Here is a 16380-nt window from a genome sequence, read left to right as displayed (position 1 = left end):
GCTATTTGGGATAAAAGTTTAAAATATTCAATTCGGCTCTTTATCCAACAAGATGTAATAATCAACTCACTAATAGAATATTCATAATCATCCTACAATAACTTAAATGGATAAAATTTAGGCAGATACCAAGATTAGTCTTCTGACTACAGAATCGGTAACTCACCCGTTTTAGGATAGATTTAAAGACCTCTTAAAAGATTACATAAATGACAATTCAAGCGACATATTATTCCATTTTAGAGCTGGCTTTGGTTTCTAAAGGTCATAGCATGAAAGAAACATTTAATAATGTTCTTGATTTGGCGCAGCATGCAGAAACCTTCGGTTACACACGCTTTTGGTTAGCAGAACATCATAATTCACCTAATATTGGCAGTAGTGCCACTTCCGTCTTAATTGGATATGTTGCCGAAGGTACGAACACGATGCGCATCGGTTCCGGAGGCATCATGCTACCTAATCACTCACCATTGATCATTGCCGAGCAGTTTGGAACGTTGGCCGCTTTATATCCTGATCGAATTGATCTGGGCTTGGGCCGAGCTCCGGGAACCGACAGAGAAACAGTATTGGCCATCCGATCTGATTTTATGAATGCAACACTTTCTTTTCCTGATGAAATAGCGAAGATTGAACAATACTTTTCTAAAGAAAACTCTAATTCTAAAGTACGTGTCCCCTTAGCCGAAGGGGTTGAAATGCCCATCTATATTCTAGGTTCTAGTACTGATAGTGCGCATTTAGCTGCGTTAAAAGGTTTGCCTTATGCTTTTGCCAGCCACTTTGCAACAACCCATTTATTTGAGGCACTGGAAATTTATCGCAACAAATTTCAACCATCAAAAGCATTAAAAAAACCTTATGTGATGGTTGGGGTGAATATTATTATTGCGGATACGGATGAGGAAGCCGAACTTTTATCAACTTCCTTAATTCGTATGATTGTGGGGATTTTTACGGGCAAGCGTGATTATGTGCAACCACCAACAGCTATGACCGGTGAGCTTAAGGAAGTTATGCAGAACCCACAAATTCGCCAAATGCTCAAGTATTCTTTTATCGGTAATAAAGCCAATGTAAAGGCTCAGGTAGAAGAATTTATGAAACAAACAAAAGCTGACGAACTGATTGCCGTCACTCATGTTTATGATGCAAAAGTCCGTATTCAATCTTTTGAATTGTTTGCGGAGATAATGAAGGAGTTGAATGAGAACTATCGGCCAATAAACACATAATTTAATAACTGAGATACATGCACTCGATAAGTTACCACAACTTCTCGAGTAAATGTAAAATACCAGATACAACTAAGTTTACAACAATAATTAAACAAAGAATATGGCAAATAAAATTTTGGTAATTGCAATGCTAACCGTACTGTTTTTAAATTCATGTAAAGAAACACCAACACAAGAAAGTGCAGAAAACACTACATCAGAAACCTTTAAAAACGGGGTTGACGATATTGTAACAAGTACGTTTACCGATAAAGACGGGAAAAAACTAGAATTAACTTTTAACAATACAAAGGGAACTGCAACTCTAAGTTTGAATGGAGAAACTATTGAATTGGTTGCCCAAAAATCTGCATCCGGAATTTGGTACAAAAATGAGAATTACGAATTGAGAGGAAAAGGAAACGACATTCAACTAACAAAGGATGGAAACGTAATTTTTGAACATCAAGATGACAAGGTCAATGTAGAGGCAAAAAATAATCTTGGCGATGTTTTAAACATGACCTTCAATAACACAGAAGGAACAGTTAAAGCCTATCTAAACGGTGGAGCACAAATTGATTTGGTGGAAGAAAAAGCAGCCTCAGGAATTTGGTATAAAAACGACCATTATGAACTAAGGGGCAAAGGAGACAATTATACTTTGAAGAAAGACGGGAAAACTGTTTTTAATAATTAATTACCACCAACAGCACATTATTAAAAATCAAAACACATGGATAAAGTAACTAAACCGAATGTTAGAACCATAGCCTCTGGCAAAAATTTAATAGCCAAACAAATGCAGGCTAATGCTGGTGACTTATTGCCAAAACATGTGGCGGATTTGGAATCAATACTTTTCATTCATGAAGGAGAATGTAACCTTAATATAAATGAAGAAGATATTGTTTTGAAAAAGGGAGAGGGCCATGTAATACCACCCGACACGAAACATCAGATTACAGCGATTACCGATTTCAAAGGAATGCATTTTATGCCTGTAGGAATCAAATTTGAATTCTTCAATTGAATTCAAAAAATACGCTTGTTGGTATATATTTAATGATAACTTTAAAACAAAAATTATGGACAAGATGAAAGCAGCACGCTGGTACGCAGCGAAAGATATTAGAGTAGAGGAAACATCAATCCCAATTCCCAAGGACAATCAAGTGAAGATTGCAGTAAAGTTCACCGGTATTTGTGGGTCGGATCTGCATGAATATAGCAATGGTCCACAACTAATTCCTGTTGATCAACCCTATTCACTCAACGGCCATCAGGGAACAACAACCCTTGGACATGAATTTTCAGGGGTGGTTGAAGAGGTTGGCAACAACGTAAAAAACATCAAAAAAGGTGATCGTGTAACGGTGGAGCCTATTTTTAGAAATCCTGAAAGTCCGTTTATCACCACAGGCGAATACAACCTTTCCGAGCCGCTTGGATTTGTAGGGTTGACTTCCAACGGTGGATTTGCTAAATATACAGTAGTGGAGGATTACATGGTACATAAAATGCCTGAGACTATGAGCTTTGAGCAAGGTGCCATTGTGGAACCTGCGGCAGTTGCAGCTTACGGGCTCCAACAAAGTGGAATGAAAATGGGCGATACGGTATTTGTGGCGGGAGCTGGGCCCATCGGGTTACTTACCGTTCAGGTTGCTCTTGCCTCCGGTGCTTCCCAAATATTTGTATCGGATGTATCAGACAACAGGTTAAAAAAGGCAAAGGAAGTTGGAGCTACGCATACTTTTGACGCAAGAAATAAAGACATCCCTCAAAAAATCAGAGAGTTGACAGGGCATGGGGTTGACGTCTTTATTGATGCAGCTGGTGTTCAAGCTTCTTTTGATACCGGAATTAACAGCCTCCGAAATGGTGGTACAGCTGTACTGGTTGCTCTTTTTATGAATAAAGTGCAGCACAATGCATTAGACCAAGCGATGAGAGAATTGACCATAAAAGGAATAATTGGATATCGTAATATTTTCCCCGAGGTTATTGCATTGATCAGCAGCGGGCGGGTACCTGTAGAAAAATTAGTCACCAGTGTGATTTCCCTGAATGAAATTGTAGAAAAAGGATTTGAGGCGCTTATTAATGACCCCTCAGAAGTAAAAATATTGGTTGATATCAATCGCCAATAGATAAAATAAACATTATTATAAATCAATAAAATTTAAGCAAAATGACAAAATTAAATTCAATCGGATTGGACGTAGAAAAATCCAAAGTACTTGCAGAAAAGCTCAATGAGCTCTTGGCAGATTATTCCATCTTTTATCAGAATATCAGAGGTTATCATTGGAACATTAAAGGGGATAAATTCTTTGAATTACACGATAAATTTCAAGAGCTGTATGAGAATTTATTTATAAAAATTGATGAAGTGGCAGAACGAATCAGGACATTGGGTCACACCCCTAACCACAAATTCTCTGACTATCAGAAAGAAGCTAAAATTAAAGAAAGTACCGAAGTAGCAGACGGTGTACAGGATGTAAAAGACACACTTGAATCTTTAAAGATCATTATCACGCTACAACGAGAATTGTTAGACTTATCAGCAGATGCAGATGACGAAGGAACCAATGCACTGATGAGCGATTACATTCGTGAGCAGGAAAAATTGGTTTGGATGTACTCAGCGTATTTAAAGTAACTACTTTGTAGTTGTTATGCGGAAGTGACAGTAGTGCCGGGAAAACTTTTGCCCGGCATTTACAGACGGTGTTAAAACGCTTGTCAGACCCTTACCTGGGCGGTGGCAAAATATGCTAAACTATTGCCGACTTTACCCCCTAAACACTTACAACATTGATTAATAACTATAGCAATGGACCATCAACATACATCACCAGACCATTCCCAACATAATATGAATTCGTCAGCGGGAGATGATGGTCACCACGACCATGCAGATCACGTTTCCGATTACTGGAAACGGTTTATTATTTCATCAATAGTGTCTGTCCCGGTGCTCCTGCTGTCTCCAATGATACAGCAGTTCTTGGGCTTCGAATTGACTTTTTCGGGAGATAAATATGTGTTAGCCATTCTTTCCACTTTCATTTTTATTTATGGTGGTCACCCATTTTTAAAAGGATTATACGATGAAGTAAAAATCAACGCCATTGGAATGATGACACTCATTGGCGTGGCGATTTCAGTTGCATGGGCTTATAGCGTTGCCGTCACTTTTGGCCTGCAGGGAATGGACTTTTATTGGGAAGTGGTAACCTTGATAGACGTCATGCTCATCGGCCATTACTTTGAAATGAAATCGGTCATGGGTGCATCTCGCTCGTTGGAGTTACTTGTTAAAATGATGCCGTCAACTGCCCATCAGTTGGTAGATGGACAAATTCATGAAATACCTGTTAGTCAGCTTAAAATAGATGATGTAGTGATGGTCAGACCGGGTGAAAAAATTCCCGTTGATGGTATAGTGATAGAAGGAGAAAGCTATTTAGACGAGAGTATGCTCACGGGCGAAAGCAAACCTGTAAAAAAAGAAAAAGACAGTAAAGTTATTGGTGGAGCTGTAAATAGCGAGGGTTCGCTAACAATCAAAGTAGTAAGCACTGGAAAAGACAGTTATCTCAACAAGGTGGTGAAACTGGTTGAAGATGCCCAAAAAGTGAAATCCAAAACACAAAATTTTGCCGACCGTGCCGCAAAGATTTTAACTTTTGTTGCATTGGGCGGAGGTTTTTTAACCCTCGCAGTATGGTTGGTTTTAGGCTTTCCTTTTGTGTTTGCATTGGAAAGAATGGTAACGGTAATGGTTATCTCCTGCCCCCACGCCTTGGGACTGGCTGTGCCTTTGGTAGTAGCGATTTCAACTTCAATTGCCGCACAAAAAGGATTGCTCATCCGCAACAGAACGGCTTTTGAAAATGCAAGATTGATTACAACTATCATCTTTGACAAGACCGGTACGCTTACGAAAGGTTCGCATGAATTGCAGGAAGTGAAAGTGTTGAACACAAACTTTGACGATAAAGAATTACTTCGCCTGGCTTCCGGCATCGAGCAACATTCAGAACATTACATCGCAACTGGTTTCATGAGAAAGGTAAAGGAATTGAACATTACAGTTCCTAAATCAGAACACTTCAATTATCTGCCGGGCCAGGGATTAGAAGGCAGTGTAGAAGGAAAGGAAATACAAGTTGTAGGACCTAATTTTTTTAAAGAACAAAACATCAGCATCCCTAAAACCGCTGATGATTTCACGGGAACAATTGTATTTATTTTGATAGAAAAAGTGGTGGCAGGGTATTTTACCTTTTCTGACCAGATAAGGGAAAGTTCTTTTGAAGCCATTCAAATACTTAAAGAATCTGGGATTAAAAATTTACTACTTACGGGCGATAATGAAAATGTGGCAAAAGAAGTAAGCGATGAATTGAAAATGGACGGCTATTATGCCAATGTCTTGCCACATGAGAAATTAGAGAAAGTTAAAACGCTGCAATCAAAAGGAGCGTATGTTGCAATGGTAGGTGATGGCGTAAACGATGCACCTGCATTGGCACAAGCAGATGTAGGCATTGCGATTGGTTCGGGTACTGACGTGGCCGCAGAAACCGCAGATATTATTTTGGTAAACTCTGATCCCAAAGATATAGCCGACCTTATTTTGTTTGGCAAAGCTACCTACAACAAAATGATACAAAACCTATGGTGGGCTGCGGGCTACAACATTCTTGCCATTCCACTGGCTGCAGGTGTATTGTATAATTGGAATTTTATGCTCAGTCCGGCTATGGGTGCCGTGTTAATGAGTTTAAGCACTATTATAGTAGCCATTAACGCAAAGACACTTCGAGCCTAAACCATAAAATTAATACTACTCACTATGTCAAATATCAAACTTATTATAGAAGAAAGAGCGGTTAGCATTGGGAAGTTTATGGTGGGGCGTTTGTTACCCTTCCGTCAAAAAAGAATGGTGGGTCCCTTTATTTACATAGATCACATGGGACCAGTTAAATTAAATGAGCGAGAAAATTTTGATGTATTACCTCATCCTCACATCGGTCTTTCAACCCTTACATTTTTATTTGAAGGTAGCATAATGCACCGTGATACTCTTGGTAACACAGTTGAGATAAAACCGGGTGCAGTTAACTGGATGACAGCCGGAAAAGGCATTGTTCACTCTGAACGCACTCCCGAATATTTGAGGGACTCTCCATTATATATGCATGGTTTGCAAATTTGGGTGGCATTGCCAATAGATCTGGAGGAAATGGAACCACAATTTTCGCATATTGAAGAGAGTCAAATCCCTGCATGGACAGAAGGAGACCTTCAGTTTAAACTGGTAGCTGGTGAAGCCTTTGGTAGAAAATCGTCTGTTCCGGTTTTCAGCAAATTGTTTATGATTGAAATAAAAAGCAAATCAAAACAAGTAGTGAATATTGGTAATGAACTTTATGGTGAAGCTGGTTTATATATTTTAAAAGGAGCTATTGAAAGTGAAGGCAATGCATATGAGCCTAAACAATTGTTAGTGGCAAAAGACAGCTCACTTTGTGAATTTACGATTCAGGAAAATAGCACCATTTATATTTTTGGCGGGGAGCCGTTTCCGGAAGAACGATTTATTGACTGGAACTTTGTTTCATCAAGTAAAGAGCGTATTGAAGAAGCCAAGCAGAAATGGAAGGCCCAGGAGTTTGATAAAATTAAAGGAGACGAAACTGAATTTATTCCTTATCCTTCATTCAAATAGATAATACCATGAAAAATTTAAAAGATAAAGTAATAATCGTAACAGGAGGTGCAGCAGGAATTGGAGGGGCAATGACTTCGGTATTTACTGAAAGAGGAGCTTGTGTAGTTGCAGTAGATTTAAATGAAGATGCTGGAAAGAAAAAAGAAGCATCCAATCCTGCACAAATCGCATTTTTAAAAGGAGACATTTCGAAAGAATCCGTTGCTAAAGAAGCTGTTCAATTAGCTATTTCCAAATTTGGAAAACTTACTAGTGTAGTGAATAATGCACATGCATCTCGTCAAAAACCATTGATGGAGTTGACCGAAGATGATTGGGCATTGTCAATGAATACAGGTTTAAAAGGAACATTGAATTTTATGAAAGCTGCCTATCCGGAGCTTAAAAAGACGAAAGGAGTCATTGTTAATTTTGGTTCTGGCGCAGGACTATTGGGTCAAAAAAATCAAGGAAGTTATGCTGCAGCTAAAGAAGCTATTAGAGGATTATCTCGGGTAGCAGCTAATGAATGGGCAGAAGATGGAATTAGAGTAAATATTGTTTGCCCGCTGGCTTTTACCGAAGGTGTTAAAAAATGGAAAGATAACTTCCCAGAGCAATATGAAGAGATCATTAGTAAAAACCCAATTGGTCGTTTTGGAGATCCACAAAAAGATGTTGCACCTATTGTTGCCTTTTTATTGAGTGATGACAGTCAGTATATGACAGGTCAAACACTTATGGCAGATGGTGGAGATATCATGTTGAGATAATAAAAACAAAAAATATGAATAAATTATTAGGACTTCACCACATCACCGCCATTGCTGGTGATGCCCAACGCAATTACGACTTTTATACCAAATCCCTTGGGTTTCGTCTGGTCAAAAAGACCGTTAATTTTGACGACCCCCAGACCTACCATTTCTATTTTGGAGATGAGGTGGGTTCTCCAGGAACTATCCTCACTTTCTTCCCTTGGGCAAATGTGAGGCAAGGTAAGAACGGTGCCGGTATGGCAACAGATATTGGTTATTCCGTACCGAAAGGAAGTTTGGATTTCTGGAAGACCCGTTTTGAAAATCTGAATATCAATTACGATACAGGCAAACGGTTCGGAGAAAAATATATCACTTTTCAGGATTCTGACGGTTTATGGCTCACTTTAATCGAAGCGAAATATAACGATGAGCGAAGAGGATATGAAACCGCTGAAATAAAAGCCGATGTTGCGATCAAAGGATTTCACACGGTGACATTAACCCTTAATAATATCAAAGCAACTGCGGATATATTAACCGAAATATTCGGTTACAAGCATATTGAAACTGAAGGCAATTTAACTCGCTATCAAACTGATGCGGTTGAAAATGCGGCAATCGTAGACCTATTGGAAATGCCACAAGCCCAAAGAGGTTTAAATGCAGGGGGCACTAATCATCATGTGGCATTTAGGGTAAAAGATGAAGAGGTCTTGATGGCGATTAGAGAAAAAATTGCGGCAAGGGGCCATCACATTACCGAGAAAATAAATCGGGATTATTTCTTTTCACTCTATTTCCGTGAGCCGGGAGGCGTACTGTTTGAAATTGCGACAGACAACCCTGGGTTCGCAACGGATGAGACGGTAGAAAACCTGGGAAGTTCGCTGCAATTACCCGATCAATATAAAGCGATGCGAGATGAAATTGAAAAAGGACTACCGCCGCTTCAAACAAATTAAAAAACCTTATGCACGAGAAAAATATTCAATCAGCTGGTAAATCTATAAAAGAAGCCAAAAAAGTATTGATAATGATACATGGTCGTGGAGCGAATGCCCGTGATATTTTAGGGCTTTCTGCACATTTAAATGTGTCTGACTATGCCTTATTAGCTCCTGAGGCAACAAATAATACCTGGTATCCATACTCGTTTATGGCTGCACCAGAGGCAAATGAACCCTGGCTTTCTTCAGCACTTAAATTGCTCAAAGACCTAGTAGATGAAGTAACCGAACAAGGTATTACCACAGAAAATATATACTTCTTGGGGTTTTCGCAGGGAGCTTGTATGTCCTTGGAATTTGTTACACGTAATGCTAAAAAATGGGGTGGTGTTGTAGCATTTACAGGCGGACTTATTGGTGACAAAATATATCAACAGAATTATTCCGGCAACTTTAATGGGACACCCATATTTATCGGCACCGGAAATCCCGATTCGCACGTACCTATTGAGCGAGTAAATGAAAGTGTCAGTATCCTGCAAAAAATGAATGCCGAGGTGCACCTGCAAGTGTATGATGGCCGGCCACACAGCATCTCTCCAGAAGAGATAGAAGAAGCAAATCGACTGATTTTTAATTAATAATGAAGATTAATAATCAAACAATAAAATGATTAGAGTTACCAGAGTTTATAGCGATAAAAACGGAGAAAGTCACTTTGAGGATATTGAATTACCATTACGGAATGAAGGTGATATCGGTTTTCTCTCAGCAAGAATTCCCGTTAAAGAACTGATTTTTAGAAAGGTAAAGTCCGGCTATGATTATGACTTTCATACTGCACCACAAAAGCAATATATCATATTGTTGGATGGAGAAATTGAAATTGAAACTTCTCTGGGTGAAAAAAGGACTTTCAAAGGTGGCGAAATCTTGTTATTGGAAGATACTGAGGGTAAAGGTCATAAAACGAGAAATATTCAGAATATTGAAAGAAAATCAATTTTTATAACTCTTTAAATTGCACTTAGTTTTTGGGTATAAGCTTCACCCGTTTCAACCAGCTTCCGTGATAATTGAAACATATTATAAAAGTATAAAGGAGCAGATAATATTCCTTAACATTGCTTCCCATTTCAACCCGTAAAACGTGAAAGAAAAGTACAAAAAAATAGCTCCGTACGATTCTCCTGAGCAAGATTGGTGGCAAGGTAGAAATGATGGCTTCGAGCCCTGCCAACTGCGATGGTGGCAGCATATTCAATTACGATCCATAGAGGAGATGTTACCTGATTTTCAACAATCTCCGGTAATTCTTGGTTTTGCCAGTGATGAAGGTGTTGCACGTAATAAAGGAAGAATAGGAAGTGCTGCAGGGCCTCAATATTTACGTAAAGTTCTTTCCAACTTGCCTATTCATAATCCTTCGGTCTCACTTTATGATGTAGGCACTATAAATTGTGTGGGCACCCAGTTAGAAAAAGCACAAGTACGATTGGCTCAAGCTGTCCAAGACATTTTAGAACACAATGGTTTTCCAATTTTATTAGGTGGTGGACACGAAATTTTATTTGGACATTTTAGTGGTACTTCAAAACACTTTGAAAAAAAGAAAGTGGGCATTATTAATTTCGATGCTCACTTAGATATTAGAAAACCAAAAAATAGTGGCATTAGCTCAGGCACTGGTTTTTACCAAGCAGCTCCAGATCCTTCGAACCAAGAAAATGAATTCTTGTATTTGGCGCTCGGAATTCAACGTTCTGGCAACACGGCAGAACTTTTTAATAGAGTAGATAAACTAAAGGCAGAATATGTGCTAGCGCATGATTTTCATTTACAAAATTTAAAAAAAATAAAAGAGCAAGTGCAAAATTTTCTTGTTAAAGCTGATGTGGTTTGCTTAACCTTAGACTTAGATGTATTTTCTGCGGGTATTGCTCCTGGCGTGAGTGCCCCCTCAGCTGCTGGTATTTTGTATGATTATACATTCCAAGAAATAATGAAACTATTGGCAAACAATAATAAAGTGGTTTCCCTGGATATCGCTGAACTTAATCCAAATTATGATATTGATTTGCAGACCGCCAAGCTTGCCGCTCAACTTATTTTTGATTGGATTTATTGGAAATGGAAGTAACTGTTAGAAAACAAATTCCTAAAGTTTTACTTCTTTTTAAAAAAACATAAAACTATTCTATTATGAAAAAAAAATTTTTTAATGCGAAAATTTATCGCAATGATACAGCAACCGAAATGGTGGTTGAAAATGGAAAAATCACTCATATCGGGACTAATCTGCCTAAATGTGATACAGAAATTGACCTTAACGGGAAACTTGTTTTACCACCTTATGTAGATCCTCATTTACACTTGGATTATGTATATACCCTTTCTGAACTTGGTAAGGATGGTGCAGGTTCAGGTACTTTGTTTGAGGCAATTGAACTGTGGCCTCAATTCAAAAAAACCTTGACCAAAGAAAGTGTAAAAAGATTAGCAATGAGGGGAATTAAAGATGAAGTTTCTCAAGGCGTACAGCACATTCGAACACACATAGATGTTACAGACCCAAACTTTACCGCACTGAAGGCAATGCTGGAAATGAGAGAAGAGCTTAAGCACATTGTTGATATTGAAATTGTGGCTTTTCCACAAGAAGGCATGTACATGTATAAAGGTGGACGAGACTTAGTGGAAGAGGCTCTTAAAATGGGGGCTGATGTAGTAGGAGGTATTCCCCACTATGAACCGGCCAGAGAGTTCGGCGAAAAATCCATTCATGATATCGTGAAGCTCGCATTAAAATATGATAAGCCGATTGATGTTCATTGCGATGAAACCGATGACCCACATTCTCGTTTTTTGGAGTTATTAAATGCTCTTGTTTATCTAGAAGACTATGGAAGTAGAACCACCGCAAGTCATACGTGTTCTTTTGGTTCAGCAGATGATTCGTATGCATTTAGAATGATGGATATTTTCAAAAAAAGCAAGATTAATTTTATTTCTTGTCCAACTGAAAATGCATATCTACAAGGTCGTCAAGACACCTATCCAAAACGTCGTGGATTAACCAGAGTAAAAGAATTCATTGAATCTGGAATAAATGTAGCTTTCGCCCAAGATTCCATTAATGACCCTTGGTATCCAATGGGAAATGGAAATATGATGAATATTCTTGACAATGGAATTCACCTCGCCCAAATTATGTCTAAAAAAGATGTAGAAACAAATTTCGATTTAATTACCTATAATGGAGCTCGATGTTTAAATATTCAGGATACTTATGGTTTAGAAGTTGGTAAAGCAGCAAACTTTATTGTATTAAATGAAACAACTGTTTATGAGGCTATTCGCAGAAGAGTAGATGTGTTGGCTTCTGTGCGTAATGGAGAATTCTTGTTCCGTAAAAAAGAAACGGCATATGATATTCCTTTAGGTATTTAATTTAAAATCAAGTATTTATTTAAATATTTCATTTTTGATTTTTCATTAAAAAATTGAAAATAAATGAATTCAATTAATTACAATATTTCCCAAAGACAATAAAAAACAACTATGAGCAAAACAAATTTCAGCACAAGCCAAAATATATTTTCCGTGGCTGATGATGATTTTAATGTCATCGGTAACTTTTGTGGGAATACTATCCGAGTTAATGCCTTCTGGCGTACTTCCACTAATGATGGCCGATTTAAATATCAGTGAAGTGCAAACTGGAAATCTGGTAGGATACTATGCCATAGCTTCGGCCATTTTCGCTATTCCACTTATTTCGCTTACCATGCAGTTTAATCGTAAATATTTGTTGCTTATTTTATTAGGCGGATTTGCTGTATCTAATATAATTGCAGGTCTCGTGCACGATTATACAATAATAATAATTTTAAGAATTATTGGTGGAATTTGTGCTGGGGTAATGTGGCCAATGATTGCCGCTTATGGTATGCGAATAGTAGATGAAAAAGATCACGGAAAAGCCATTGCAGTAATCATGGCAGGAACTACTTTGGGTATTAGTATCGGAATGCCAATTATGACTGCTATCGGTAATGATTATGGCTGGCGAACTGAATTCATAGGTCTTGGAGGATTTATCATCGTTATTGCTTTGATCAGTTTTTTTGTTTTGCCCTCAACACCAGGAGAGAAACTGACAAAAAGCTCTTCACCTTTTGCAATCCTGAAAATACCTGCTGTTTTACTTATTTTACTACTCACAATACTTGGCGTTATTGCACATTATGCTGTGTATGTATATATCACAAGTCTTGTTGATGAAATTCAATTGGCAGGCGGAGTAGAAATGGCCTTGTTGTTTTTCGGAATAGGTTCTTTGATTTCTGTGTTGTTGGCAATAAAATATACTGATAAATACCTGAGATTGCTAACCATTGCAATGTTTGCTTTGATAATAATCTCTATGCTAATTTTCTTAATGTTTGGGGGCACAATTGGAATGGGGCATCTTGCATTCTTTTTATGGGGAGTTTCCTTTGGGCCCTTGGTAACTTTATTGCAGGCAGCTATTAGCAGACAGGTAGAAACCGCCAAAGACGTTGCCACGTCGGTTCAGTCTTCCGTGTTCAATTTATCAATTATGATCGCTTCTTCCGCTGCCGGATTACTGCTCGGAATTTATTCACCAATGAGTCTGGTTTATCTTGCAATTGCATTGTCCGTTCCAGGAATAATCATTTCCATTTTTTCTAAAAAGGCTTTGAACTGATCATTGCAAAACAATTTATTTATACTGAAAAAGCTGTGTAGTAAAAGTTTACTGACATTAATCCAGCTTCACTGTAGCAGCCAGTTTGAGCATTTTATTGCTAATGGAATACATCCATTTCAATTGTTCCCAAACCAAATGCGTCTCTTGTAGATTACGCACTATTGCTTCATCTTTGGGAGTCAAATTTTTAATTTCTAAAGATTTAAAATTTGGTAACTGATCCTCAAAAACAGGGTCGTTATTAGAAATAATCTCCGGCTCGTCGCATTTCTTATCATTTAGGCACTTGAGAACTCGTTCCAAATTTGTATCTATTGTTTCTGTAGCAGTTATAAAACGTACAGATGCTTCTGTAGTTTTATTATTCTGTATGTATGTGCTTAATGAGGCTAATGAAGTTAAAAAGGTGTGGTTCAAGACCACCAATTCGTAAACTTTATCCAATTCTTTTTGCTTCGATTTGGGTTCTTGTGTCATACGCTGAAAAGCAGCGTTTAGATTTGAAGTTTCCAAAAATGCTTCTTTACGTGCTATATTGTAAGAGGTGGGTATGTTTCCCTTTTGCTTATAATATTCGGTAATTTTATAAAGAAAATCCTTGTTGGCCTTCACACTTTTTTCAATACTTTCATTAATTTCCGTGAACTCCCAAGTGGGCCAAAGCCACCTCATTGCCGCATAAGAAAGTCCAACCCCTACAAGAGTATCCAATATGCGGAATTTTATTAAATTCAAAACATCTGGGCTTAGAATAGCATAGATAAAAACGGCACTCAAAGTAATGAAAGTAGCCGAAGCTTTATAGTTTTTCTGTAATAAGGAAACCGCTATCACCAAAGAAATCACACCCATGATTCCGTAGATATAAGGGGTCTGAATCAGGAAAACCAAACCAAAGGCAATTGCACCGCCGATAAGTGTTCCAATTAAGCGATCCTTAGCACGGTTTCTTGTGAGTCCATAACTTGGCCGCATGATAACAATAACAATCAAAAGGATTGAATACGGATTCTGAAAAGCAAAGATTGAACCCAGTGCATACCCAATAATAACTGTAGCTGCGAGCCGAAGTGAATGCCTGAAAATTGGAGATTTAAAACTAAAGTTGCGCACTAATAAATTTGGATCATAATCTTGTAGTGGTAAAAAACGCTTAGCATTTTTTCTATCTATAAATTCAATTTCGGTGAGGTCAGGGTCTCCCAACAGCCATTTTATTCTTTTTAGTTTTTCGAACTGTTTTTCCTGATATTCGATAAAATTTTGAAGCATCAGATATTCTTCGTAGTAGAGCCTGTTGTGCAGCAAGGCTATTTCAAGCTTTACATCGGTAAAACATTGCCTTATTTTATCGTTCTTGGGCAGTTTTTTATAATTATTTTCAGCCTCTGAAATCTTTTTCAATTGAAAAGAAATTTCAAAGATCAGGTCCTGGAATCTTTTAACGTATTGCCCATGATTTCTAAAGAGCACATCCATTCTATTATAATTTACGGGATTGGCGATTGCCGTTTCCAACATTTCCACTAATTGCACAAATATCAAAAGGCGTTTATCCTGATAGTTGGATCTACCGGAGGTTTTTCTGGTAAGAACCAAAATTTCACGCAAGGTTTCGTGATTGTCGGTAAGCTCGCTTTGAAGCTTTAGTAGCTTAACTTGTAGACTTTCACGATCTTCATTTGGATCTACCAATTTCCCTCGTAACTCTATAAATTCAGCCGTAAGTAAAAAGGTTTCCGACAAAAACTCCTCGGTCTCGGCTTTCGGGTTTATTAGATTCCAAATTATTGACAAGAATAAATACCAAAGCCCACCCAACCCAATTAAAACGGCGTATTGGTAAACTTCCAGTACTTCAGATTCATTGGGGAAACTTAATGCCAATGCCATAAGTCCTGAAAAACTGATCAGTGAGGCTCGAAAGCCATAAATCGAAATAAAAGCGATGGCAAAGGTCATCAAACCCAATACGGATAGTAACAGCCAGAAATCAAAATGCAAATAGCCCTTAATGAAACTGACAATCATAACCAATGCAGCGGAAATTAGTATGCCCACCTTTTTATGTCTAAAACTTCCAGTCGCATCGCTTGGTGAACTCCAAAAGGCACCAAAACTCATTGCCATTCCAATTTCTAAATGCCCGAATTGCAAAGCTATTACAGCCGGTAGGGTAACCGCAATGCCAACCCGCACAGCTCTGGTAAAACTGATGCTCTTCATGAACTGCCGTAGTTCCTTAAAATTCTCGGAAATAAAAAGTGTAACACCCAAAGCAAAAAGTTTCTTATGGTAAAATAGGTCTTATTGTAAAATCCAATTCTTATTAGCAACAATGTAATGCCATTGAACTATTCTAAGTCATTTTACAAGTGGAGCATTAAAAGTATTTTTGGAAAGATAAACAGCAATTAGTTATTACTCCCGATCACTGTATTCAGAAACTATAAAGAATTAAACATTGTGATACTCCTTACTGTTTGAAAAAATAACACTTAAACAGATTAAGTATGGAAAATTCAGTAAAAAAAATAGTTGAAAATATGTTTGCTGCCTTTATTAGTGGCGACGCAGATAAATTTGTAGCAACAGTTTCAGATGATACCGTTTGGATTTATCATGGAACACAAATAATTCCTAAGGGAAAGTTTGAAAAAAAGGAAGGTGTAAGAGCTTTCTATAATAATATTATGGAGCGAACCGAAATCATCAACTTTGAACCGCTGCAATATATTGTTGAAGGAAATATGGTAGTGGTGTTAGGAAGAGAACATCAAAAAGTAAAAAGCTCTGGAAGAGAACTGAAACAAGATTGGGTTCAGATTTATACGGTTGAAAACGATTTGATTACAAAAATGGAAGAATTTGCAACTTCGGAAGAAGTAAACTAATGGATTGTTATTGTAATTAAAATTATGCTTCTCTGTAATACCAATAAAGAACTATTGAAATTATTAAATCATTAATCATAAACAAAATAAAC

At 37.7% G+C, this 16380-nt stretch carries 16 protein-coding genes; 15 read left to right on the top strand and 1 reads right to left on the bottom strand.

Annotation, left to right across the window (positions count from 1 at the left end; translation table 11 throughout):
- Positions 1-209 precede the first annotated feature (209 nt).
- From IPN31_01180 to IPN31_01115, 14 genes are all read left to right on the top strand, one after another.
- Positions 210-1238 (top strand): LLM class flavin-dependent oxidoreductase, encoded by a 1029-nt coding sequence (locus IPN31_01180; GenBank protein ID MBK8680530.1) that lies wholly within the window; start codon positions 210-212, stop codon positions 1236-1238.
- A 103-nt stretch (positions 1239-1341) separates the two neighbouring features.
- Complete coding sequence (locus IPN31_01175; GenBank protein MBK8680529.1) at positions 1342-1920, top strand: MliC family protein; 579 nt, start codon at positions 1342-1344, stop codon at positions 1918-1920.
- A 102-nt stretch (positions 1921-2022) separates the two neighbouring features.
- The gene (locus tag IPN31_01170) at positions 2023-2253 is read left to right on the top strand and encodes an AraC family ligand binding domain-containing protein (GenBank protein MBK8680528.1); all 231 of its coding nucleotides are present in this window, start codon (positions 2023-2025) and stop codon (positions 2251-2253) included.
- Positions 2254-2308: 55 nt separating this feature from the next.
- Positions 2309-3373 (top strand): 2,3-butanediol dehydrogenase, encoded by a 1065-nt coding sequence (locus IPN31_01165; protein MBK8680527.1) that lies wholly within the window; start codon positions 2309-2311, stop codon positions 3371-3373.
- Between the two features lie 41 nt (positions 3374-3414).
- Positions 3415-3888, top strand: a complete 474-nt coding sequence (locus IPN31_01160; GenBank protein ID MBK8680526.1) for a DNA starvation/stationary phase protection protein — start codon at positions 3415-3417, stop codon at positions 3886-3888.
- A 174-nt stretch (positions 3889-4062) separates the two neighbouring features.
- Entirely contained in the window at positions 4063-6066 is a 2004-nt protein-coding gene (cadA, locus tag IPN31_01155) for a cadmium-translocating P-type ATPase (GenBank protein ID MBK8680525.1), read from the top strand.
- Positions 6067-6090: 24 nt separating this feature from the next.
- Positions 6091-6969, top strand: coding sequence for a pirin family protein (locus IPN31_01150; protein MBK8680524.1), 879 nt, complete (start codon positions 6091-6093; stop codon positions 6967-6969).
- 8 nt (positions 6970-6977) lie between these two features.
- Positions 6978-7724, top strand: a complete 747-nt coding sequence (locus IPN31_01145; GenBank protein ID MBK8680523.1) for an SDR family oxidoreductase — start codon at positions 6978-6980, stop codon at positions 7722-7724.
- Between the two features lie 14 nt (positions 7725-7738).
- Positions 7739-8674 carry a ring-cleaving dioxygenase gene (locus IPN31_01140; protein MBK8680522.1) on the top strand — a complete coding sequence of 312 codons (936 nt, stop codon included), beginning with the start codon at positions 7739-7741 and terminating at the stop codon, positions 8672-8674.
- An 8-nt stretch (positions 8675-8682) separates the two neighbouring features.
- Entirely contained in the window at positions 8683-9300 is a 618-nt protein-coding gene (locus IPN31_01135; GenBank protein ID MBK8680521.1) for a dienelactone hydrolase family protein, read from the top strand.
- Positions 9301-9328: 28 nt separating this feature from the next.
- Complete coding sequence (locus IPN31_01130) at positions 9329-9679, top strand: hypothetical protein (protein MBK8680520.1); 351 nt, start codon at positions 9329-9331, stop codon at positions 9677-9679.
- Positions 9680-9809: 130 nt separating this feature from the next.
- The gene (gene hutG / locus IPN31_01125) at positions 9810-10799 is read left to right on the top strand and encodes a formimidoylglutamase (GenBank protein ID MBK8680519.1); all 990 of its coding nucleotides are present in this window, start codon (positions 9810-9812) and stop codon (positions 10797-10799) included.
- A gap of 62 nt (positions 10800-10861) precedes the next feature.
- Positions 10862-12109, top strand: a complete 1248-nt coding sequence (locus IPN31_01120; GenBank protein MBK8680518.1) for an amidohydrolase family protein — start codon at positions 10862-10864, stop codon at positions 12107-12109.
- Positions 12110-12281: 172 nt separating this feature from the next.
- A complete protein-coding gene (locus tag IPN31_01115) occupies positions 12282-13391 on the top strand; it encodes an MFS transporter (protein ID MBK8680517.1) in 1110 nt (369 codons plus the stop codon).
- Positions 13392-13448: 57 nt separating this feature from the next.
- On the opposite strand, the gene IPN31_01110 is transcribed toward IPN31_01115, so the two are convergent.
- On the bottom strand, positions 13449-15620 hold the full coding sequence (locus IPN31_01110) for an FUSC family protein (GenBank protein ID MBK8680516.1): 2172 nt from the start codon (positions 15618-15620) through the stop codon (positions 13449-13451).
- Positions 15621-15907: 287 nt separating this feature from the next.
- On the opposite strand from IPN31_01110, the gene IPN31_01105 reads away from it, so the two are divergent.
- Positions 15908-16288: a nuclear transport factor 2 family protein gene (locus tag IPN31_01105; protein ID MBK8680515.1), complete on the top strand. Its 381-nt coding sequence runs from the start codon at positions 15908-15910 to the stop codon at positions 16286-16288.
- The last annotated feature ends 92 nt before the right edge of the window (positions 16289-16380 follow it).

The sequence above is a fragment of the Bacteroidota bacterium genome (assembly GCA_016715425.1).
Lineage (GTDB): Bacteria > Bacteroidota > Bacteroidia > Chitinophagales > BACL12 > JADKAC01.
Note: the sequence above shows the minus strand (reverse complement) of the source record. Positions and strands in the feature narration are given on the sequence as shown.